Here is a 23620-nt window from a genome sequence, read left to right as displayed (position 1 = left end):
TTTTGCTATAATAGAAATAAAAGGAGGAGTTAAATGATTGGAGAAAATATAAAAACGTTACGTAAAACACATAATCTCACTCAACCTGAATTCGCAAAGATTATTGGTATCTCTCGAAATAGCCTGAGCCGTTATGAGAATGGGACAAGTTCAGTTTCGACAGAATTAGTAGATCGTATCTGCAAAAAATTTAATGTTTCCTATCTCGATATCGTAGGGGAGGAAAAAATGCTCAAACCAGTAGAAGATTATCAGTTAACATTAAAAATAGAATTGATAAAGGAACGAGGAGCGAATATCTTAGCGCAACTTTATCGTTTTCAAGATGAACAAGGAATTGAATTTGATGATAGTTCTAATCCTTGGGTTCTAATGAGCGATGATCTTTCTGATTTGATTAATACGAAGATTTATCTTGTTGCTACTTTTGAGGAAGTAGAGCGATATAATGGCTATTTGGATGGCATTGAACGTGTGCTAGAACAAGCTAGTCATCTAGTGGTGGCTTAATGAAATTAGATAAATTTAGCCAGGATGACTTTATTAAAGCCTCTAATCGACTCGTTCGTTCTTTAACTCGTGGAAAAACAACTTCATCTCAGCCCAAGGCTATTTTGCTCGGTGGACAGAGTGGTGCTGGTAAGACAACGATTCATCGTATTAAACAAAGGGAATTTCAAGGAAATATCATTATCATTGATGGAGATAGTTATCGCTCTTTTCATCCGAACTACCTTGCTCTACAGGAAAAGTATGGCAAAGATAGTGTGGATTATACCAAAGTATTCGCGGGACAAATGGTTGAATATCTTGTAGATGAGTTGAGTAAACAAGGTTATCATTTATTAATCGAGGGTACCTTGAGAACAACCGAAGTTCCACGGGAAACAGCACAATTATTGACAACTAGAGGCTATCAAGTCTCACTTGCACTGATTGCGACTAAGCCTGAATTGTCCTATCTCAGTACTTTGATACGTTTTGAGGAGCTCTACGCCATAGATCCTAGTCAAGCGAGAGCGACTCCTAAATCACACCATGATGGAATTGTAGAACATTTAGTTGATAACTTACGAGAGTTAGAAAATGACAAAATTTTTAATCAAATTCAAATTTATCAAAGAGATCAATTGTGTGTTTATGATTCGGAAGTAGACGAAATCTCAGCAGCAGAAGTTTTACAAGAATGCCTCTTCGGAAAATGGAGTAAGGTGGAGGAAGAGATGTTGAAGATGGGACAGGAACGGTTGAGAGAACTGGGGGAAGTGTGACGGTGGAACATTAATTTTCACATGGATATTTAGTATATAATATGAGAGGTAGATAATGGAAACTGTAAATACAATTTTGGGAATAGTTGGCTCGTTGTTTGGTATATATGCTACGGCAATTTCTCTTAAAAATAAGAAAGACATTGAAGTAATTATAAAAAATTCTAATAATAGTCAAAATATAGGTAATAATAGTAGTAATAATGTGCAAAATATTGGTGATAGGGGGAAATAGATGGCTAATTCTCAGAGTATTGGAAATCATAGCAATAATAATACTCAAAATTTATACATAACAAATATTGAGCGGCGTACATTGATCCCAACTGTTATTTTTCAGCTTTTAAAATATGTTGAAGGATTTCACTCTCAGAACGATGAAAAATTTTTACTTGAACAACCAGCTGAATTAAAAGCGAAATTACAATTTAATAATTTTAGGAGATATATTAGATTATTTAAAGAGGGTCTCGGTAACTATATTTTACTAGAAAAGGTACTAAAAGATGAATTCACAGATAGTCAAAGAGTAGTTGAAAATATAAAGAATATTTTTATGGATCATACTCCTATAGATGCAGAAGGAAATCCGATAGTAGGTAATGGTGATGAATGTTTGAAAAAGATGCATGATGATATCAAAGAAAGAATCGCGAGAGATCCTGATTTTTTATCTAGTCAAATTGATGACCTAGAATTGGATAAATTTATTATTGCACTTCTTCAATATGGAGTCATGGAGTGTCAGATATTATTGAATCCAAATATTTATATGGGGGATAATAATGTTATTACTTGATAAAAATGCTGAGCCCAAAAAGACTATTTTTTATCTTTCAGCTATTGTACATGGCTTGATTTTAAAGAAGAAAGTCAATATAGAAAGTCTTTATATAGAACTTCAAAAAGAAATTGAAGATGACCTAAATTATGATTTTTTTATTTTAGCACTAGATTTTCTTTTTCTATTAGATAAAATAAGAGTTAATAATGAAGGAGATATTGAGAGTGTTCATTAAAAGTTTGAGTATTATCAGTAAAAATACTGATGTTGTATTGAGAAAAATAGAATTTAAAAATGGAATTAATTTTATAGTGGATTCGGAGAAGTCTGATAAGCATAATAAAGTTGGAAAAACAACATGCTTAAAACTACTGGATTTAAGTTTAGGGGCAAAAAGTAAAGATGCCATTTTTAAAGATTATGAAACACAGAGTGTTAATGAACAATTAAGATTGTTCATTGAAAATCAAAAAATCTATACTGATATGGTATTAATAGATGATTTCAACCATCCTTCTAAAGAAGTTTCTATAAAGACAGAGTTGTTTAACAGAGGTAAGCGATATATTAATGGTGAGCAAACTTCATATGATGAAGTTAACAAATATTTAAATGAATTATTGTTTGAAAACAGCTCTCAAAAGCCAAGTTTTAGAAGCACAATAAAGTCATTTGTACGAATTTTAATGACTAAGGATAATACTCAATTTTTAAAAGTATTAGATAATTTTTCAAATATTTCGGAATATCGTGCTATATATAATTATTTGTTCGATATTTCAGATCCTAAAAATGATTTAGAGCTTGGTAAATTAAAACAGGAATTAAAAAAAATAAAAAGTAAGGAAGAGAATTATAAAAAAACAAATACTATAGATGATGTTGTAAAAATAAAACAAATTAATGTTGCAATTGATAAAGAAATTGATCGGTTAGAAAAAGAAATAAATGATTTAGTGGATAAAAAAGCATTTGAGAAAAATAGGGTTCATATTAACAATATTAGAAAAAAATACGAGGAGATAAGTCGACAATTAAGTAAAATTGATTTTGACATTTTACAGTTACAAAAATATATCAAAGAGGCTGAGGAGAAATCCCAAAGAATAGTTAATCAAGAACTGGCAAATGACTTTTTTCAAGAGATTTCAGAATTGCTGCCTAGTATTACTAAAACTTTTTTGGATTTAGTTGAATTTAATTCCCAATTGAGTAGAAATAAATTGTCTTATTTTAATGATAGAATTCAAGAATTGATAAGAGAAAAGGAAAATAAAGAAAATATATTGACGGAATTGACTGAAAAAAATTCAGAATTTATTTCTTTAGTAGAAGAAAATAAAGTAGATTTATATTATGATAAATTAAATCAACTAAATGAGTTAAAAATAAAAAAAGTACAAAATAATTCAACAATTATTAGCTTAGAAAACATTGAGGAGCAAAAACAGTCTATAGAAAAAAGACTATCTGAACTGGAGATGACTGTTAAAAATAATGAAGTAGAATACCAGAAAAAAATGGATATTTTTAATAGTTGTTTTAAGAGCGTTGCAGGTCGAATAAATAAAGAACAGCCTGTCTTACTTTATAATCCCAAGACAGATGAATTTCCAGTTTCAATTGGTCAACTATCTGAAGGTACAAGTACAGGGACTAGAAAGTCCCTTATCGCTGCATACGATATTGCTTATCAACTTTTTGCTAGAAAAATTAATAAAACAACTCCTAAATTTATTGTACATGATGTCCTTGAGAGTATTGAAGGTGATGATATTAGGGCGTTAGTTGACGAAGTGGAAAGTAATCAAATACAATATATTTCAGCTATTTTAAAAGAAAAGTTGGTATCCTCTGGGATGTCATTGGAGGAACAAAACAAAATGATTATTTTAGAACTTTCCATGAAAGATAGATTGTTTGAGAAATGCAGTGAGTTATTAAATGTTCATTGTTAAGTATTTATAATCTAAATCGGATACCTAAGATTTATTCTCAATTTTTATCTATTATAAAATGTACAAAATATTAACCATTCAAATGGTGTGAACTTTTTGGTAAAATCTAGCTCAATTTGTGTAATTTTAGGGTAAAATTCACACCATTCAACTGAAAGTTATTCAAATTAGATGAAATTTTGTTTTCTGTAAATCTGAGAAAACGTTGATTTTAAAGGAATGACGAAGCTTGTTAAAATAAAAATGTATCAAACCAGGTCTTAAGAAAGCTCGTAAAGCATCACAATTTAGTAAACGTTAATTCGAAAGAATTACTATACTTACAAAGAGCACCTTTCGGGGTGTTCTTTTTGTACTTTCTTACTAAATTGGTGTGATTGACACAGTTGTTGCGACTTCAGTCGCTTACAAATGCGGCTGCAACCGGACAAGCCCAGTTGCCTCAAAACGTTAAGGACTAGCTACAATACAGCATTTACAACACTTCATGGTTCACACCATGGGGTGTTTTTTTGATGATTTTTAGTAAAATTCACACCATTTTTCACACCAAATTCACACCATTACTTTTTAAGATTGCGATAAGCAATCTCTCCAACAGCCATTGGAATGACATTTGAAGTGTTGACATAAGTCTTAGTTGTAATAGTATCACTATGGGTTAGAGCTTTATAGATTCCATAGTTTAATCCAGTTTTAGATATTTCATTTTCTCCCTTATTTTATTATTTCTTGAGTATTAGCTTCTCAGCAAAAACGTTGAGAGCAAGTGCGACAGAATTTCCATTCAGCGAAGTATCTGATAAGAAAATAGGGTTGACTGCCTCAACAAGAGCATCTTCTGGAAAGACAGTGGTAGAAGCAGGTGTAATAACGTGGAAGGCACCATGAGTTTCACTATTTAGAATATGTCTTTGGTCCTTTCCTTCTTTACCAAAGACATAACGAAGAACGTTTTCTAATTTTTAATAGTAAACTGGACCGATAAATTCTGGTTTCATTTTTAAAGTGTCTGGTATCATAAGTTTTTTCCTTTCTGATTGTAAAATAAAAAGAGTTAAGCTGGTAGCTTCACTCTTGAGTAGTAGTGAGAAGAGAGTTTACGTTTAAACATTCTAGTATAGAATTCCACTTCAACATGAGAAAATCCTGTGATGAGTGATTTCTTTGCTAAAGAATCTAAATCATTCAAAGCTTGAGTATATAGCTTTGCGATTAGCTTATCAGATGAACTGAAGATTCTATAAGTAAATGTGTAATTATCGTAAAGTCTTTGACATTGTAGTGCGAAAAAAATTTGTCATAGTATCCTCCTTTATTATAAAAGTGAAAAAGCTACTAAGTAAAAAGAAGACTTAGTAGCTTGAGAGTGAGTCTATCTGATAAGGATAGACAGCAGTAAAGAAAAGTTATTTGGTTGAAGGCTTCCTCCTTCACGGTGGCAACGTTTAGCAAGGTGCTTTGCATAAATTACCATCGCTCTCTCAGCCAACCTCAATAGGTAGTCATTATCATACTCACTGGATTCTCTTACGCCCTTTGGCGAAGCCAGTTCACTTTACTATTCGGGAAAGTGCGAAAGTCCGAAATGCGTGGAAGCCCACAAAATGTTTTAAATCTTCACTTCAACCATCAAATAGACTTGACTTTTTTTACAAAACGTTTACAATAAAGGTACAAAGTTTAGTGTAGTTTTGCTAATCAGTTCTCTGGTTGTCAGACACATTTTTTATTTAATTGTCAATGATCGGGATTTAGCCTTGAAAATAAGGCTATTATTTTCAATTGATATACAACTATTAGTTGTTGGTTATGTTATACAACTGAAGGTTGTAAAAATCAACGATTTTCTGCAAAATTTTAAAATAATTTTTTGAGGTCACCTATGGAATTCGCAGAACGCTTGAAAACACTAAGGAAACAAGTAAAACTAACACAAACTCAAATAGCTGAAAAACTAAATATTTCCCAACAGGCATATGCTTCATGGGAACGTGGAGTAAAAAAACCAACTCAGGAAAATCTAGTTAAGATAGCACAAATTTTAAATGTTTCAGTTGATTATCTAGTTGGGAATTCAGAAGAAACAGAAGGAGATTTGGAGAATATAGAACTACTCTTTCGTATGAATTCAAAGGGACTAACAGATGAAGAAAAGGAAATCTTTAAAAAAGAGTTAATTGAGTTTATGGAAAAGCGGAAACAGATATTTAAGGAAGGAAAATTCTAATATGGAATTGATATATCTTAGAATACAAAAAAGTAAGATAGGAATTAATGAAGAGGAAATTAATTTCTCAAATAAATTTGATGTAAAAGTATACAACGGTAATATTATAATCGAAGAAAAAGAAAGTGATATATATAATATTTTTGGAGATAAAATATCTAACTTAAGTCTGATTGTTGGGAAAAATGGAACTGGAAAGACAACAATACTTGAGAGTATTTTTACAAATGGACAATATAAAAAATCTCATCTTTCTTCTTTTCATACTTTACTAATATATTATATTGATAAAATTGTGGTTTCGGGAGAAAAATGTAATTTATTTTGGATTGAATTTGATTCGTATATTTCTAAAAAATTTGAAGGTTTAACTAAATCTGGATTATACTATCAGTTCAGAGGAAAATTATGTAAAACTGATTTAAGGGCAAAAGAAATTCGTGGAATAGAATTTAAGGAAAATGCATCGTTAGTATGTTATCTTGGATTACAACCAAATATAAAGTGGGTTTCAATGAAAGATTATTCTGACAGCATAATAGAATCGGTTAATCTAACCAAGAAAGCTGTTAAAAACGGAAAAATCTCTGATTTGCTATATTTTATTAACAATTCTGATAATATTGTTAATAAACCTGAACTTGAATTTAGAATTTCTAGTTATCTTCCATATAGATCTAATGCTCAACTTTTTTATATTTATCATGGATTGATAAATGAGTTTGATAACTTCGACAGTTATATGGAGCAATTTAATTTGAAAGATATAAGGGTATATAATGTTCAAAATAGATTGTTTTTTCCGAACTTTAAACATAAGCATTTTATTATTAATTATCTAGAGCGTAAATTATTAAATATCATTGAGGAACTAAAAACAACAACAAATGAGGATTTGATTCAAATATTAGATAGAATTGTTAGCGTCAGAAATCGTTACTATGACTATGCATATCCATTTTCTTATTGGGATGAAAAAATATTAAATCGTGAAAAAGATTTAATTCGATATTTGGATGACTATTATTGTGAGAGGTATAATCATCGTTCCATAGATAGATTTTTAAACAAACGAGAAAGTTTTTTAATTGCTGCTATTAGTGAATTAATTGATCATGAAGATGAATATATCAAATTAAAAAAAACTATTTATGCGATGAGGGAGATTCTTAATTATGGTCATATAAACTCTAGTGAGAAATTAAAATGGAAAATTAATATTGAACAGATCGATAATAATGGAAGCTATAGATTAATACAAGATGTTGCTGATTCTGCTAGTGATATTGAAGTCAAGTTATCCAAATTAAGTGATGGTCAAGGAGTCTATTGCAACACTTTTGCAACACTTTTTTCAATTTTAGAAAATAAAAATTTCACAGATAAAATCATAATTCTTGATGAACCTGATTCAAATTTACATCCAGAATGGTCGAGAAATTTTATTAATGATTTGAAAAGCTTAATCGATAAATATTTACTCAAAGGAAGAGCTCAGATTATTATTACTACCCATTCTCCATATATAGTTAGTGATGTCTTTAAGAATTCAGTTTTTAATTTAATTGATAAAGCAGATCTTAATAAAGATAATAAAAAGTTGAGAAATGGTAAGAGAGTTTTAATTAAAAATGCAAAGGTGTCGTTTGGAGCGAACATTTTTGATTTAATGGGGGATTCTTTTTTTATGGAGGCTACAATTGGAGAATTTGCGAAGAATACTATACTTGAAATATCAAAGAAACGGTTACTTGACTCAGAAATAATAAACTATATTGATGATGCTGTGCTTAAGAGGATGTTAAAAAAGAGGTGAAAATTGTTAAAAATTTTTAGAAGTGATATTAATCAACTCAAACTAAATGAATTACATCAATTAATAAAAAGAAATATTTTAAGAAAAATTAATTCAAATGATTCGGTTAAAGCTTTTCTTACAGAATTTTTTGACCTTGAGCAGAGTCAAATACCAAGTTTTATTAGTGATGTATTAGGAGAAATAAATGATGGGGAAGAAATATTTCAAACCAATGTGTTAGATAATTATTTTTTTAAACAATATCATAAATTATTTGAGATTATTGATGAATTATCGCGATTGAAGAACATGAAATCAAAAGAGGAAATTAAAAGATCGGAGTTTAATAAAGGAGTTAACTATCTGCTTTCTTTAAACGATCTTATAGATGAACTGGAGATGGTGGGCAGTAATTTTCGCCTTGAAAAAATTTATGATATATCAAGAGAAGAAGTTGATTTGCCAAGGGTTAAGAAAGAAAGAAAAGAAGAAGTTTTTTGTAAAATTTATGATTTATATACAAATTTATATGATTTACATGATATATTGAAAAAAATAAATAAAATTTTTTCGTACACCAAAAATATTTCACCAGTAAGAAGTCTTTTAGCTTCCTATATTAAAATCAACTCATGTCCTTACTGCAATTTGGAGCTTCTATATTTAACGGAAATCGAATTAGGAGATAACGAAACCCAAATTTCAGCATACTGTGAGTTAGACCATATACTTCCACAGTCTAAGTATCCGTTATTTGCTTCTTCAATTTGGAATTTAGTTCCAGTTTGTAAAGATTGCAATTCTAACAAGTCAGATAAATTAATTTCTTTTAACTCATGGCTATTCGATCTTGATAATGAAAAGTTCAAAATAAAAATATTGTACGACAAGACAAAAGCAATACTGGAATATATGAATGGACGAGGTCATGAGGAGTTTAATATTTCAGGAATTGAAATTTCTGCGAATAATCCTGCTGTTAAAGAAGATATAAAAATCCTAGATCTTAATGCAAGATATTCCGCACATATGAAAAGTATGAATTCCAACCAGTTCTTAACATTAATGATTGATGGTTTACGAAAATCAACCAGTATGTCTATTTCAGATTTACTAAACATTACTAATGCAAAAGATCCATCGAGCGTCTTTTCTTATTATTTCAAGATTATGTTTTGTGATTATAAAGAAAAACATTATAACACGGTAACATATGGAAAGTTGATTTCGGAATTTTTGAGAGAGAATCAATTAGATGAAAGTTTATTCGAGTTATGAATCATTAAATTAGTGGACAGTTGTCCACTTTTTTTATACAATGTATTCAATCGATTTGGTTTAGTTTTTACTATGATTTAAAGGAGGGACTGTTCGTTGGATAAATTTTATTTAAGAGTAAGTGAAATAACAAAACAGAACCTGTATTCTTTTATGAAAGAGGAAGAAATTTCAACCCTGAACTACAACTTTCGCTACTATTTTGACCATTGCATTCAGGAGTATCATATTCAAGTCATAAGTCATCACTTTTCAAACCATAAGATTGAAGGGTTGACAGTTATTGATGAGTTAGGTACGAGTTTTTCCTATGAGATAGACAATCCTCTAACTAAGCGCCACTTCACATTATGTCATGAACTTGGACATTTTATTTTAAAGCACGACGGATCACATTTCACCGAATCCGTTGACAATCGAGAGAATATCGTGGAGCGAGAAGCTAATATTTTTTCTGCAATTATTCTCATGCCTGATATTGTCCTCCTGTCTAAGATTTATTATTCATGTGATTTATTTCAAAAAATCAAAGAGGATTTGGAAGTTTCAAGTCAAGCTCTATATTTCCGATTAATCGACTTATTGAGAGTTTGTCAAGTAAGTATTGAGTCAGCTATTAAGGAGGTAGTATCAGAATATTTAGAAGGTCAGAATGAATCTCTTCGTAACTATTTTCATCAAATAAAGGAAACTTTGATTGCAGAATTCAATCAGTATCAAATACCTCTGTCGGCAAGATTAAAAAAGAAAATGAAACAAACAAATTTTGTAACAAGTCAAGAATTGCCAGAATTACTCGATCAAAGCAGGTGGAATAAAATCAGAGAAATAAAAAATTTTAGAGTTTAGCTTGTTTACAATAAGGGAAAATCCTTAGCTTATGTTTGGGATAGTGAAAAACTATCAGAGATAGAAGCAAGAAAAAAAGCAAATTTGCAGCTGTTAAGTATGTTAGATTAATTAAGCTTCGACAAAAAATACTTGGAAAAATGGGAACATAATGTTAAAGAACAATTTAAAAAATATTTAAATAAAAGTGATCCAAAGTGTATTTATGGGAACTTTTACAAAAAAATAGAAAGTAAAAATGTGAGAAGTGATCATTGCCATGAAATGGTTTTTGAAATCAACGAAGAATATTAGTGTTTTTCGTATTTTTTAGTCTTTAAATACGGTATAATAGAAGTAAAATTTAGAGGATGTAGGTTCTATGCAGTCATTAAAAGAGCTAATAGAAAATTTAAAAAATGATATACAATCATTTGAACTTGTGGCAACTTATTTAGGATACAGTCTAGGTGAAAATCCAATAGAAAATTCGGGTGAATGGAAGATTCTCTTTACTGATAAACTAGAGGATAAATCTAGAGGTGTGATGGCTATCAAGTTTCAAGAAGACTTGAATTCCTCTTCGAAAACAATCGAAGTTAGACGTCTATACAAACAGGTTGAAAAGTTAAGAGATAGCTATACAGTTGATTTTGATACTCAATTAGTTGGGTTTATCGGAGAAAATCGGATAGTTATTTTCCCAACCCATAGTGGAAATAGAGATGTCCGACTTGACATCAATTTAGAAACTGCTGAAAAGTCATTCTATATTTCAAATTTTAACTTATTGAAAAACGAAAATATTCAAATTGAAGAAGATGATTTTGGTTTTGGGGAAGATATAAGAATTCCCGAGGGAGCATTCACTCAACAGCTTTCTAGTCACTTTCTAGTGGTTGTTTCGTATTATCGAAAAAAACTTTCAGAATTAATAACTGCAAGTCCTTTAAAACAAGAGTTGAAGGAGTTGGTTGGTTTTAAAGCTCAGTTTTATCTGGAGCAACGTGATTTAATCAATTTGGTTGAAGATGATACTTACACGGCAGTTCTGTCAAATGTAGTTGACACGATAATCCTTAGACAATTGATGAGGAGGTTTTTAGAAGGTTACTACGGTTCGGAAGCCTTTAATGTCAATGATATAGCGCTAGGAGTTGGGAACGGTACTCTTGACGATGCCTTGAAAAAAATTGCAGAAGCGGAGGCAACTATACGTATTGGGGATGAAGACACATTTAAAAAACTAAACCGTAAAAAGACTCCAATTAAAAATCAAAACGAAATCAGTTTATTTGATATTTTTGATGACGATGAGCAGCGTGAGACATCAAGCTTAAGTTTAGAAGAAAATAGCAAGGAACAGATTAGTGAAATTAGCCGAAAGGCCACTGAACAATTTAGAACTGTCTACGATGGTGACTTATTTGCGGGTAGTGTTGGACAAGTTGCAGATCGTTTAGAAATTCTTTTAGCGGAAGATTACACCGATTTCTGGACAAAATTATGGCTAGATACAAGCGCTCAAGAGTATTCCTTCCGTTATGAAGATTTACCACCTAATGCAATTGAGAGGCAGTATGAAAATTCAATGAGCCAAAATGTTCAAATTAGAATTGAAGATAATAATACGCCGGTAGTGTTCTATGGAGAGGATATCGTTGAGCAAAAAAATAAGGGTGCATACTATACTGATGAACGATTTGTAAACTATATGGTAAAACAAACTGTTGAAGTTGAGTTTGAAAAACGATATTCGAAGTTAAAAGATGCACTGAAATCTGGTGAGCTTTCTGATATTCAAGCTAGTGTTGAATACTTGCTTGATCTGAAAATTGCGGACTTGTCTTCGGGGGGAGGATCTTTTCTACGCGGAGCTTTTCAGCTACTAACGAGAAAACAACCTCTGATGTCAACACTTAATTTACCTCAAGAAATTGAAGAGCAGTTTCCTTATTTCAGAGAGGATGACGAGGCCATTTATCAGTGGGAAAAGTATATTCTTGAGCATATGATATATGGCGTAGATATCGATTATAAGGCAATTATCATTTCAAGTTTAACGTTGACTTTATCATCTATCGAACATCGTCCAAAGGATATGAAACTCCCATCTTTAATTGGAAGAAATTTAATCCATCAAAACTCATTAATTAATACAGTTCCCTATTTAAGACGAAAAGAAATATATGCTAATTACAGACCAGAGTTGAAGGAATTACGGAAACTTAAAGTAGAAGGATCTGAAAAATACGAAATAAAGAGGGCCGAACTACAATCTAAACTGTTGAAATATCTTCCTGAAAAGCTACGAGCAGAAAGTACTTTCTTGCATATTGAAGCTATTGAAGTTAATTTACCAGAAATCTTTTTTGATGAAAATGGTGAATTTATTGAAAACTCGGGCTTTGACGTTGTTATTGGCAACCCACCATGGGAAATATGGAAACCAAATTCAGACGAATTTTTCTCCCAATATGATGATACATACTTGTCCTTATCACGTACGAAAAAAACTAAACGCCAGGGTGAATTATTTGAAACCATGCCACGTATTAAGGATAAATGGGAAGAGGAGCTTAATAGGATCGAGCAAGGATCCATTTATTTCCGCCACACGGATAATTTTAGTAATCAATCTTGGATAGTTGAAGATAGGAGAACAAGCAGTGACATTAACCTATACAAAATTTCTGTAGAACGCTTTTTACAGTTGCTCAAACCAGAGCAATACATATCTCTGATTGTTCCCGATAACCTTATGACGGATTTAGGCTCCACTGGTCTTCGACACTTAATTTTTGATGAGTATGATTTGGAAGAATTCTTATCATTTGAAAATAGGTTAGGCATTTTTCAAACTATCCATAGAAGTTACAAATTTGCTGTAACCACTATCAAGAAATCTCCATCAAAAAGAGAGAAATTTAAAGCTTTCTTCTACAAACTCAATCTTGATGCACTCAATCAAGAGAATGAAAAAATGGGCTATCCATTTTCTCTGGTTAAGGAAGCAGAACCTGAAAAGTATTCACTCTTTGAGCCACGTAGTATTAAGGAATTTAATCTCTATCAAAAAATTAAATTGAAATTCCCACCTTTGAGAGAGACTGAAGTAATTAAACTCAGAAGAGATTTTGATAAAACTAATGATTCAGCTTTGTTTTTACCAATCGAAGAAGCTGACTATCCACTCTATGAAGGTAAATTGATGAATCAATTTAAGCTGGTTGATGTCCCGACAGAAGGTGTTTCTGAATCAGATATCCTCCGAAAAACGGGAGCTGATTATGAAAAGTATAGGATTGGTATTCGCGCCATAGCTAGTGCAACGAATCAACGTTCACTTATTGCTACGTTATTTTTAAAAGGGAGCACTGCTGCGCACAGTATGTGGATGGAAAGAGACGCGGGTAATTCATCAATAGAGGAGAAACTCTTTTATCTTGGCCTTATAAATTCCTATGCTCTAGATTTTGTTTTGAAAAAGTTGGTCAATACAAACATTAGTCAAACCTACCTCAAACAGCTACCAATTCCTACGATTTCAGATGTTTCATCTTCGGATGAGATTATACAAATTGTGAAGCAGTTATTGCTTGAAAATGGACCACTATATGAAGAGTTGAAAGAATTGGTACCTGGAGAAAATTTCAATGAATTTACTCATGATGCCTTAATTGCAGAGTTAAATGCTAGAGTCATGGTTGCTTTTGATCTAACTCGAGAAGATATAATTGATTTGATGAAGACTTTTGAGACAGCTAATCATAAAACATTTGTAGAAGAAGAAACACAACGGATTATCGCCGTTTACGATAGGATAAATAGATGACAGAAAATAAGGATTTAGAAACAGAAATTTTTCAACGCAAGGTAATTGATAACAGACGCCTCTCTATGACTGACACGTTCAAATATCTCATCTCAGACTCAGGCACGCAGACCTTGAGACTTGGAGTAGGTTATTTTTACATTTCGGGCCTCATTTTGATTAAGGATGAATTTCTTCAATTTATGAATGAACGAAACGGTCGTGTACAAATTATTATGGGAAATCAAACTAACCAAGAAACGGTAAGTGTTCTGGATGTGAAAACAACCCAAGAGTACAGAGCCGAGCTTCCGCAGCTAATGAGCGCGGATTTGGATGGTATTCTATGCGAAGAAGATTTCTTAAAACAAGTGAGACAATGGATTAGTGAAGGACGCATTGAGATTAAAGTCTACATAGGAGACGCCAATTACTTCCATGCTAAATCATACTTATTCTCAAGAAGTTTTGAAAGTAGTCAAGGGAAAGCTATTGTAGGTTCTTCAAACTTTTCAAAAAATGGTTTGATAGGAAATACAGAATTAAATGTCTTAGGACAGGATAATTATTTCGCCTTGAATGATTGGTTCTCAGAACTTTGGGAGTCGAATGAGGTGGATAATTTCTCAAGTGAATTGATAGAAATAGTAAAAAGCAAATTTCCAAATTGGCAAAAAGGTAAACCCTATAAATCAACATGGGAGACCTACTATGATTTTGCTCAGATATTTGGTAAGCCTTATGCTGAGTTTGATGAGAAAACCGAATGGTCAGAATTTCTCTATCCTCACCAAAAAACAGGGATTATCGATATTTGGGATAAATTGAATACATTTAGTACTGCTGTTTTATCAGATGGTGTTGGACTCGGGAAAACTAGGACAACAGCTGGTATTGTCAAGCTAAGTATAGAAAGGCAGGCAGACCTAAAGACCCTGATTATTGCTGACAATAAGTTAAAGGTTCAGTGGACAGAGGAACTTGCAATCTTAGGTATTTCAGACTCACACTTTCAATATATCTCAAGAGAAAAGTTAGCTTTATCAACTGGTAAAGATCTTGAAAAAATTGCTGAATTCTTTGATTTGATTATCGTGGATGAGGCTCATTTAGGATTTAAGAATAGAGGAACTAGAGCCTATAGGAACTTACAATTAGTAGATGAACATTCTCAAAACATTGGGAAAAAGATAAAAGGACTAATGCTAACGGCAACTCCTTGGAATAACAGCCGAAAAGATGTTTTGAATTTAGGAAGCCTCTTCTTAGATATAGATAGTATTCCAGTTAATAGACGCTATCAACAATATTTTTTATTCGGAAACAATCAACGGGTTATTAATAAACTTGTTACGGATGATGTAGCTTTTAGCGAATTTTGGGAAGATTTATTCTTACAAAGAACCCGTAAGACTTATGGTGGCCAGAACGTCAATTTTGCCAATCGTAAATTTCCAACTGTCGAAATACCATACGAACCAAGAAAAAACAAAATCTTTACGGATAATTTTGAACGTATCTCAAATTTAAATTTCCCGTATATGGATGCAATACGATATATTAATCCAGAGAGAAATGATATGAGTGGTGATCGCCTGAAATTAATGCTACTAAAACGGGCAGATTCAAGTTGGCAATCATATTTGAAGTCACTGGAAGGTATTAGAGATAAAAACACAACTTTACTTAAACAGCTAGATATAGTAGAAAATTCATCAAATCCGACAAGTGAATTCAAGATGTTTTTATCAAGGAAATATGGTTTAGATGAATATTTATCAAAAAATGTTGGACTCTTGACGACTGATATTGATTTTGATGATTTTAGTGATGCTTCACTTCTTTCTCAATACCAATTTGATTCAAGTATAAAAAAACGTCGCTACTATGAAAAAATAAGTAAACAGATTGACGACATTAAACCAAAACTTGCGAAAGTAACGATCACTAAAATGAAGTCAGACGCTATCAGTGATGATGAAATTTTAAATAACCTGATTAATGAATTACGGTCATCTTATGAATTTATCGATGAGAAGTTTGATAAAGTCAAACAGAAGATTGTTCTGGAGCTCTCGCGTGGTCGGAAAGTTATCTTAATTTCACAGTTTTCTGATACAGCAAGATATTACTATGATAAATTGCTGAATGATGTTAAACTATCTGATGACAATATGGGATTGATAACAGGAAATGATGATGAAAATCGTGTAGGAAGATACCTCGAAACGAAGAAAGAAATACTAGATAGATTCTCTCCGTTATCAAAAAATCGTCAGGATATTTTCGGGACTGTCCAAGAAATTAATCTTTTGGTGGGTACAGATACGATTTCCACTGGACAAAACTTGCAAGACGCGGTTGTTCTTATGAATTTAGACTTGCCATATAATCCGATGATATTAGAACAGAGAATTGGCCGCATTGATAGACCGCGACAAGATACTGAGGTTAATGAAATTTATATCTACACATTCCCAGTATACGAAGCTATTGATGTGGAACTCAAGATGTCTGAAAGACTTGGAAAGAAAATGGCTGGGGTGCTCTCTGATACAGAATTTGATGACATGGTTTTACCTGAGTATACATCTTATCTTGAGGATGTAAAGAGCAAAAAAGGTGAAGCAATTAGAGATATGTTGGACGAAACTGTAGAAAAAACAATATTCAAAAGTGGGCTAAGATCTGAGAAACACTCGTCAGAGTTTAAAGAAGCAAACAAGAGACTTTATGATGTGAAAATGTCAAAGATAACACGGACGAATAACCCAGTTTTCAAGACATATAGTTTCTCAGGAAATAGTAATGATCATAGTATATTAGTAGGTAGAGTATTCTTCAATGATGTAAATGGAGCTCCTATAGCAAAATCTGATAGAATTTTTGACCTTGATGATCTAGAAAATGAAGAAATTGTAAATGCAGAAAAATATCTAAGGTTAGCTAGTTCAAAAACAATTATTTCAACAGCAGATTTATCACAGGAAAAAGCACAAATACTTATAGAGAAAACTCAAGAACAACTCAATAGGCATAAGCAATTGATAGTAGATACATACAATTGTGCAGTTGAGACAGCTGAAACCAACTATAAAAGTTTGCAAAATAAAGTTTCTGAAAGTGCAGCATTGAAAATCAGCCAAAGTGTCAAAGATAAGGGAATTGTTCCACTCATTTTGAGTCGTATAGAAGAGGCTGGATTGAAACCTACAGATGTTAGAAAGATTGCCGATTATATTCGCATGATTGATGAAGAGAGTGAATTATATCAGTATGTAAAAGAGATTGATGCCGATGTAAATCGATTCTGGCATGAATTCGAAGACTATGCTGAAATATTCGATTTTGCTAATTTAGATTCATCCATAGGTGCAAAAGTTGTTAGATCTTCTAATCGTCAAGCAAGTGTTGAGAAAACAGAAATTGAAATCTTGTTCGGGAATATAGTAGTTGAATAGATCTGTACAGTTATATGTATAATTCTTATTAATAACTAATTTTCCGAAAAATACTTATTTTTTCGGAAAGTCAATAAAATCTTTGAACTTGAACATAAAAACAATGGAAATTCCATTGTTTTTTGCTATAATGACACTATAAAATGGATTTTAAAAAACTTCATCCCTGTCCATAAGTGGATAGGGTTTTTCGTTATTCATTACACGTCCTAAACATTCAATACTAGATTTCAAACAGAAAAATTCATATTGTCTATCTTCACGATTAGAATTATTTTCTATATTAATACAATGGCGTTTGATATGCCACAAGGTTTTTTGGATGTTATGTTCTTTTGTATTTTTCATGCTTATATCATATCAGAAGAAATTATATAATTACCACAAAAATTCCCAAATGATAAAAAACAAGTCTGAACTGTATCGTCACAAATTATAATAAAGTATTTTAAGATATATTACGGCTACAAAAAAAGAACACTTGAGATAGTGTTCTTGTGAAATAAGCATATTTTTCACTACTTTTCGAGTATATTATTGATATCCATACTTTTTTATAATTTAAGAAAATAGGTTGTCAGTTTTATCAAAAATTCAAATGAAAGATCAGAATTTTTTATCAGAACATTTTTTGTCCTGGATGTTGACATTTGGATTTTTTTGTGCTAGACTTAAGTAAATCAGGACAAAAAANGTTCTGCGTTAAGAAAGGAGTATAATATGGCAAATATTTTTGATGTAATTCCACCTGTAGACGAAAATTCAGGGACCTTTATTTTAGATCATGGTAAAGTTGTAGATGGAGTATTGAAGTATAAAGACGATTTAACAAGCTATGGATGGAATATAAGAAGGTACAATAGACTAAAAGAAGGAGCACTTGTACTTAGTAGAAGACCTGGGAAGTTAACAAAGGATAGAAAATTTGAAATTTATGCTGGCGGAGTAGTAACTCATATTTCTGAACCTGACGGTGAAGGAAATGTAGTGGCTATTATTGACCATGTATTTAAGATAATTCCTGCAATTAAACAAGGCGATGATTTTATTGAGAATTTCCAATGGGATAGTAAAAAGAAGAAACCTAATAGTTGGGAGCATTTCTGGAACCAGTATGGGATGAATTCAATTTCATTTTCTGATTTTAGTCGCTTAATGCAGAATGCTAATTGCGTTCCTTTGGATGGGACTCTCGACTCTAATGAAGATGATCTTAGTGAGGAAGAGTTTAATGATTTAAATTATCTTCGAAACCAAGGATTTAAAATTAGTGTTGAGCTAGATGGAAAAACTCGTAAAAAATCTGAGAAAAAGCATGTTGGTATTGCAAAGAAACTTGATTTTTCTAAACTTAATAAGTTGAAAAATCGAATTGGTGCGCTTGGTGAAGAAATTATTTTTGATTTTCTTACTCAAAAAGCAATTAAAGAAGGTTTACGCCAACCGAAACATGTATCTAAGGAAGAGGGAGATGGTGTTGGATATGATATTATCTACTGGAATGAAAATAATGAGGAAATTTATGTTGAAGTAAAAACAACCACTTATAATTACATGGATGGATTTGAGATGACGCAAAATGAAATTTTCGCTTCTCAAAAATTTAAAGATCAGTATGAAATTTATAGGGTTTATGATTTAAATGCAAAGACGGGTGAGTGTAAACTGAAGATTTACAAGGGTCCAGTTGATGAAAATCAGTTTATTCTTGAAACAAGACAAGTAAGAGTATACAATAAGACAAGTAAGTAAGTCTAAAGATAAAAACGTTAAGATCTATCTTAACGTTTTTATAATAATTAGAGATTCTTAAATGTTATATATGGTATTGTCTATTTATACTCACTTTATTGAGTTGGGAACTTTTCATAAAAAGCTTTTAAACCTATAAAAATTAACATTATGTGTTATTAAAGAATTGAATTAGCATAGGATTTTTCATGGTTAAACACTCAATTTAAGACTTATATACTTATTTTTAGGGAACAATTTCTGTCTCTATACCGAAAGTACAGGTGACTTTTGATGAATAATAACAAATTACCACAATGACGTCTAGTGTGCCATAATGATGTTTGTATTTTTTATTCTTCAAGATTAAAGATTTTATATAATTTTAAAATTGGGACCTAAACGGCCCTATAATCTTTCCTTTTATTTAAAAAGTAAGTTATAATCAATCTATAAAGTAAAAAGGGAATAAAAATGTGGAAAAATAAACAGCTTACTAATGTAGAGAAAGTAAAGAGAATAGAACATGATATGGTTTTTGCTGATTATATTAGGTTAATTTCAGAGAGAAAACTAAGTGAGAATGGAGATTTTCGTGTAAAAACAAGAGAATTAAGTGAACGAGTCGGTATTGATTATGAAATGTTTCGAAAAATACTAAATAAACATAAGCCAAACCAACCTAGGGACTGTATAATTGCTATTTGTGCAGCGCTATTTTGTTCCGTTGAGGAAACAAATAAAGCACTGTTTTATTACGATGACATGCCAGGATTGGATGCTACTGAAGGTTGTAGAGATTATTTTATAATTCAAGCACTAGAAGGTAATATTGGTAGGGAACACGATTATAATTATATAAGCAAGGGTGTCGAATCGGTCAATAACACATTAGATAATAATAAATTTTCATTACTGCGTCTGTCTAATAAAACTAAAAGTATAGAGAGACAGATAGTTTTGAATGGGGGTGATTCTAGTAGAATCAATTGGATTTCGTCAGAAAAATTTTCTAATCGTGAGGAATATCACTCATCGTTAAGTGAGTTTTATAAGCCTTATAACTATGGTATTAGTACGGTAATGGAAGTTGAACTCAATGGCGGAATTCAATATTTGAGTAGAAAAAGTAATCGAAGTAGTATTTATGTTAAGAATAGGAATGATCTATTTCCAAAAATTTTAGATGAGCAAACAAAGTTATTCATTAAATTTTCTTCAAGTTTAAATGATGCAAACTTAAGAGAATTAAAGAAATGCTATGAAATCCTTTATGATACAAGAAATTGGGGACTTAGAAAATGTGCGAAATTAAAAGATGAAGGTATCGTAGTATATTGCGAGAAATTTAATTACAATATTCCAGAGAGAAATGAATATTTCTATGCAGAAATAAAAGATGGTATATACACTTTTTCAATTTGTGAAAGTAGTATGTTTATGAAAGAATATTTGTCTATAAATGAATTTAAACAATATTATTCTCACAAAAAAAGAAGTAATGAATCAGTAGTTAAAACATTCCATTCTTTGGAAGAGATTAAAGAATTCTTTAAAAAAATGAATAGTTTTTCTATTGAACTTCAACGTAGTTATTTAGCAAACTTTATATCAATGAAATCAAGCCTTGAGGAGTTGCATGATAATTTAAAGAATAGGAAAGAATTTATTCGTAATTTTAATGATATTTTTGGGGATGAGCCAAACATGATATATATCTTTTTTGATGTACAAAAAGAATTTGATTGTATTGAAGAAGAACTGGATATAGTCTGTAGAAAGAAGGATGCAGTATTTGAATTTGAAGATAAAAAAATTACTTTATCTAGGGAAGATTTGATTGTAGCTTTCGAGCTTGGAATTGATGATATCGAAGAGGTAATCAGTCTAAAAATTAAGCATCAAGATTTAAATAAAATTTATAAATAAAAACGAATCGGGACTAAAAAGTCCCGATTTTTGTTGAACTTCTCTTATTTATTAATTATACTTAGGTTATAAATTTGAGGAGGAACTCTAATGACTAATATTGAATATGTAAATGCATTACTCTCCATCAATGATGTAATATATATCGATACTTCATCTCTAATGAATGTGCAAGAACTAAGGATGTTTTTAGATAGCTATCAACAATATTTTATAAAGCATAATAAGAAGATAATTGTTACTAGGGAGGTTTGTTTAGAGATCGTTAAGCATTTGAGTTCAAAAATAGAATCTAAGCAATTTAAAGCACAACGTGTTATTGATTTATTTAAGGAATTTCGTGATGTATTTATTTTTGAAGATCAGAATTTAAATAATTTGGACGCTGAGAAGGCTTTTGCAGATTCAGAATTGTTATCACGTCTGACGAAGGAAAAAACCGAATTTAGTCAATTATTGATTACGAACGATAAGAAGTTAAGTGTAGATGCTTATAGTTTAAATAATCTAAATTCTTGTTTAGGAAAAAAAATATCTGTATGTTATATTTCTAAAAATGGATTGTTGCAGAAAGGTGAAACAAATTTTGGAAATCAAGTAATTAATGAAAATAATGGAGTAGAACTAGAGAACTCAAATGAAGAGCAAGTAGTTTCTCAGATTTCTGAAGGCTTTAAATCAAAACTTTTATATAGTGCGGGAGGAATTATTATTGGTGTTGTGCTTACCAAATATATTCCCAAATTAATGAGATTTATATAATAAAGATTATTAAAAAATTTTTTATTGATAGGAGAATGATATGGATTTTCAAATTTATTTAATTGTACTTTTAATTATTTTAGTTATATATTTGTTAAGGAAGAAATTTATCATTAAAAATAAATTTACTCAATATATTATTGATAATGGAGAAAAAGAAGTTGCCTCCATAAAAAATAATGAAGATAGCTTTTATAATTCAGCTAAATTGCTGAATAAGAGATATAAGATAGGTTTACTTAATGCATATACTATTGTTAATTTAATTGAGGAAAAAGAGAATAAGCCAGAGTAGAAATAAGTTGACAATTTTAATTTAACGATATTAGAAAGGGGTATTTAATTTTTTAGGTAGAAGCATATCATTATCGATTTAAAGTATTCAATTAATTAAAAATCATAACATTTTATTGTAAATGAAAATGAAATTAGAAATGTAAAAAAACTAGTTTATCATATTATGTAACAACGAAAGCGTTTTCGTGATATAATAATATTTAATAACTCAAAAAAATTTTAAGAATATAGGTGTAGGAAAGATATGAATACGTCGAATCAATTTATTTGGACTGATTTTTATCAAGAGTTTGCTCAAAGATTAGTAGCTTATAAAGATAATAGGTCGCTTCTTGTCGAGAAGGTAAAAAAATTTATGAACTTTCAGGTATATCAATGCCAACATTGGAAAAAGATAATAATTTGGTAGATATTGATCCTTTTACAGTATTTGGATTATTCAATAAGAACTTGAGAGTTGAAAATAGGATTAAAATTTTAAATGCAATAGTAAAGTTATTTGATTTAGGAAGTAAAGTTCCAAATTCTTTTGACGGCATACCAGTCCTCAACAATCAAAATGCTACCTATTATCGATTTATTGATGAAAGAAGTGATGATATTGAAGATTTATGGTCACTATTTCTTGCGGCATTAGAATTTGATAAGAAAAAAACTACTGATAATAAGGATAGAGTTTCACACTACTTTGATATTGTGAACAATAAAAAAGGGAATGGCAATAGCAAAACTACCATAGGTTTGTATTGGATTGCTCCCGATTCTTTTTTGAATTTAGATAGTCGAAACCAATGGTATATTTTTGAATCTGGTAAATTTCCGACGGAAATTTCAAATGGTTTACCAAGTATAGATTCAAAGATAACTGCTGCAAAATATTTTCAAATAGTTGAAACAATAAATTTCTATTTTAATAGTACAGAAGCTAAATTTAGGAATTTTAAAGAATTATCTTTTGAAGCATGGAAGTATTCTGAAGAAGTGAATAAAAAAAATCAAGAACTTAAGATGGTGGCAGAATCTTCAGCTTTGATGGATGATGAGAATGAAACAATAAGGTATTGGGTATATGCTCCAGGGGAAGGTTCTTATATGTGGGAGGACTTTTACAAGCGTGGAGTAATGGCTATAGGATGGAATGAAATTGGAGATCTCAGTTTATTTAAAAATAAATCAGAGATCAAAGAGGCAATGAAAAAAATTTATGGTCCTAACTTATCATACCAGAATGCAACACATGCTACTTGGCAATTTGCCAATGAAATGAAAGTTGGAGATATTATTTTTGTAAAAAAAGTAGAAGTCAACTTATTGGGCGTGGGATTGTTACCTCTGACTATTTCTATGACTCTGAAGCTGAGAAGTATAATCATATAAGAATAGTGAATTGGACTCATCATGGAGAATGGCCTTATCCAGGTAAAGCAGCTATGAAAACTTTAACCGATGTAACTCCCTATATTGATGTTGTAGAGAAAC

Annotated in this window: 17 protein-coding genes and 3 pseudogenes; 17 read left to right on the top strand and 3 right to left on the bottom strand. The window is 30.9% G+C overall.

Annotation, left to right across the window (positions count from 1 at the left end):
• Positions 1–33: 33 nt before the first annotated feature.
• The 6 genes from pezA to D8849_RS07140 are packed head-to-tail and all read left to right on the top strand — an operon-like array spanning position 34 to position 4013.
• The gene (gene pezA / locus D8849_RS07165) at positions 34–510 is read left to right on the top strand and encodes a type II toxin-antitoxin system antitoxin PezA (RefSeq protein WP_125386629.1); all 477 of its coding nucleotides are present in this window, start codon (positions 34–36) and stop codon (positions 508–510) included.
• On the top strand, positions 510–1271 hold the full coding sequence (pezT, locus tag D8849_RS07160; RefSeq protein ID WP_125386628.1) for a type II toxin-antitoxin system toxin PezT: 762 nt from the start codon (positions 510–512) through the stop codon (positions 1269–1271). The genes pezA and pezT overlap by 1 nt, the downstream gene beginning before the upstream one ends.
• A 55-nt stretch (positions 1272–1326) precedes the next feature.
• Positions 1327–1506 (top strand): hypothetical protein, encoded by a 180-nt coding sequence (locus D8849_RS07155; RefSeq protein ID WP_125386627.1) that lies wholly within the window; start codon positions 1327–1329, stop codon positions 1504–1506.
• Positions 1507–2070, top strand: a complete 564-nt coding sequence (locus D8849_RS07150; RefSeq protein WP_125386626.1) for a hypothetical protein — start codon at positions 1507–1509, stop codon at positions 2068–2070.
• Positions 2057–2290, top strand: a complete 234-nt coding sequence (locus D8849_RS07145; RefSeq protein ID WP_125386625.1) for an ABC-three component system middle component 6 — start codon at positions 2057–2059, stop codon at positions 2288–2290. Before D8849_RS07150 ends, D8849_RS07145 begins: the two co-directional genes overlap by 14 nt.
• On the top strand, positions 2280–4013 hold the full coding sequence (locus D8849_RS07140; RefSeq protein ID WP_125386624.1) for a DUF2326 domain-containing protein: 1734 nt from the start codon (positions 2280–2282) through the stop codon (positions 4011–4013). The genes D8849_RS07145 and D8849_RS07140 overlap by 11 nt, the downstream gene beginning before the upstream one ends.
• Before the next feature lie 563 nt (positions 4014–4576).
• Here the strand turns inward: D8849_RS07140 and D8849_RS10815 are convergent.
• A pseudogene (locus tag D8849_RS10815) lies at positions 4577–4690 on the bottom strand (integrase); the annotation flags it as partial.
• Between the two features lie 48 nt (positions 4691–4738).
• Positions 4739–5035: pseudogene (locus D8849_RS07130) on the bottom strand (cytoplasmic protein).
• 863 nt (positions 5036–5898) lie between these two features.
• Here D8849_RS07130 and D8849_RS07120 point away from each other — a divergent pair.
• The 6 genes and pseudogenes from D8849_RS07120 (at position 5899) to D8849_RS07095 (ending at position 17422) form a co-directional block, all read left to right on the top strand.
• Complete coding sequence (locus D8849_RS07120; RefSeq protein ID WP_125386623.1) at positions 5899–6243, top strand: helix-turn-helix domain-containing protein; 345 nt, start codon at positions 5899–5901, stop codon at positions 6241–6243.
• A gap of 1 nt (position 6244) precedes the next feature.
• Positions 6245–8059 (top strand): AAA family ATPase, encoded by a 1815-nt coding sequence (locus tag D8849_RS07115; RefSeq protein ID WP_125386622.1) that lies wholly within the window; start codon positions 6245–6247, stop codon positions 8057–8059.
• A gap of 3 nt (positions 8060–8062) precedes the next feature.
• Positions 8063–9319 carry an HNH endonuclease domain-containing protein gene (locus D8849_RS07110; protein WP_125386621.1) on the top strand — a complete coding sequence of 419 codons (1257 nt, stop codon included), beginning with the start codon at positions 8063–8065 and terminating at the stop codon, positions 9317–9319.
• A 96-nt stretch (positions 9320–9415) separates the two neighbouring features.
• Positions 9416–10279, top strand: a pseudogene (locus D8849_RS07105) (ImmA/IrrE family metallo-endopeptidase).
• A 250-nt stretch (positions 10280–10529) separates the two neighbouring features.
• Entirely contained in the window at positions 10530–13982 is a 3453-nt protein-coding gene (locus D8849_RS07100; RefSeq protein WP_125386620.1) for an Eco57I restriction-modification methylase domain-containing protein, read from the top strand.
• The gene (locus tag D8849_RS07095; protein ID WP_125386619.1) at positions 13979–17422 is read left to right on the top strand and encodes a helicase-related protein; all 3444 of its coding nucleotides are present in this window, start codon (positions 13979–13981) and stop codon (positions 17420–17422) included. Before D8849_RS07100 ends, D8849_RS07095 begins: the two co-directional genes overlap by 4 nt.
• Positions 17423–17572: 150 nt before the next feature.
• Here D8849_RS07095 and D8849_RS07090 read toward each other — a convergent pair whose 3' ends face one another.
• A complete protein-coding gene (locus tag D8849_RS07090) occupies positions 17573–17770 on the bottom strand; it encodes a hypothetical protein (RefSeq protein ID WP_125386618.1) in 198 nt (65 codons plus the stop codon).
• 372 nt (positions 17771–18142) lie between these two features.
• On the opposite strand from D8849_RS07090, the gene D8849_RS07085 reads away from it, so the two are divergent.
• The 5 genes from D8849_RS07085 (at position 18143) to D8849_RS10665 (ending at position 23518) form a co-directional block, all read left to right on the top strand.
• Positions 18143–19174, top strand: coding sequence for a protein NO VEIN domain-containing protein (locus D8849_RS07085; protein ID WP_125386617.1), 1032 nt, complete (start codon positions 18143–18145; stop codon positions 19172–19174).
• Between the two features lie 453 nt (positions 19175–19627).
• Entirely contained in the window at positions 19628–21082 is a 1455-nt protein-coding gene (locus D8849_RS07080) for a hypothetical protein (RefSeq protein ID WP_125386616.1), read from the top strand.
• Positions 21083–21172: 90 nt separating this feature from the next.
• On the top strand, positions 21173–21844 hold the full coding sequence (locus D8849_RS07075) for a PIN domain-containing protein (RefSeq protein ID WP_125386615.1): 672 nt from the start codon (positions 21173–21175) through the stop codon (positions 21842–21844).
• Positions 21845–21884: 40 nt separating this feature from the next.
• Positions 21885–22139, top strand: coding sequence for a hypothetical protein (locus tag D8849_RS07070; protein WP_125386614.1), 255 nt, complete (start codon positions 21885–21887; stop codon positions 22137–22139).
• Positions 22140–22516: 377 nt separating this feature from the next.
• The gene (locus tag D8849_RS10665) at positions 22517–23518 is read left to right on the top strand and encodes a hypothetical protein (RefSeq protein WP_260467578.1); all 1002 of its coding nucleotides are present in this window, start codon (positions 22517–22519) and stop codon (positions 23516–23518) included.
• Positions 23519–23620: the final 102 nt, after the last annotated feature.

This window comes from Streptococcus mitis (genome assembly GCF_003942765.1).
GTDB lineage: Bacteria > Bacillota > Bacilli > Lactobacillales > Streptococcaceae > Streptococcus > Streptococcus mitis_BE.
Note: the sequence above shows the minus strand (reverse complement) of the source record. Positions and strands in the feature narration are given on the sequence as shown.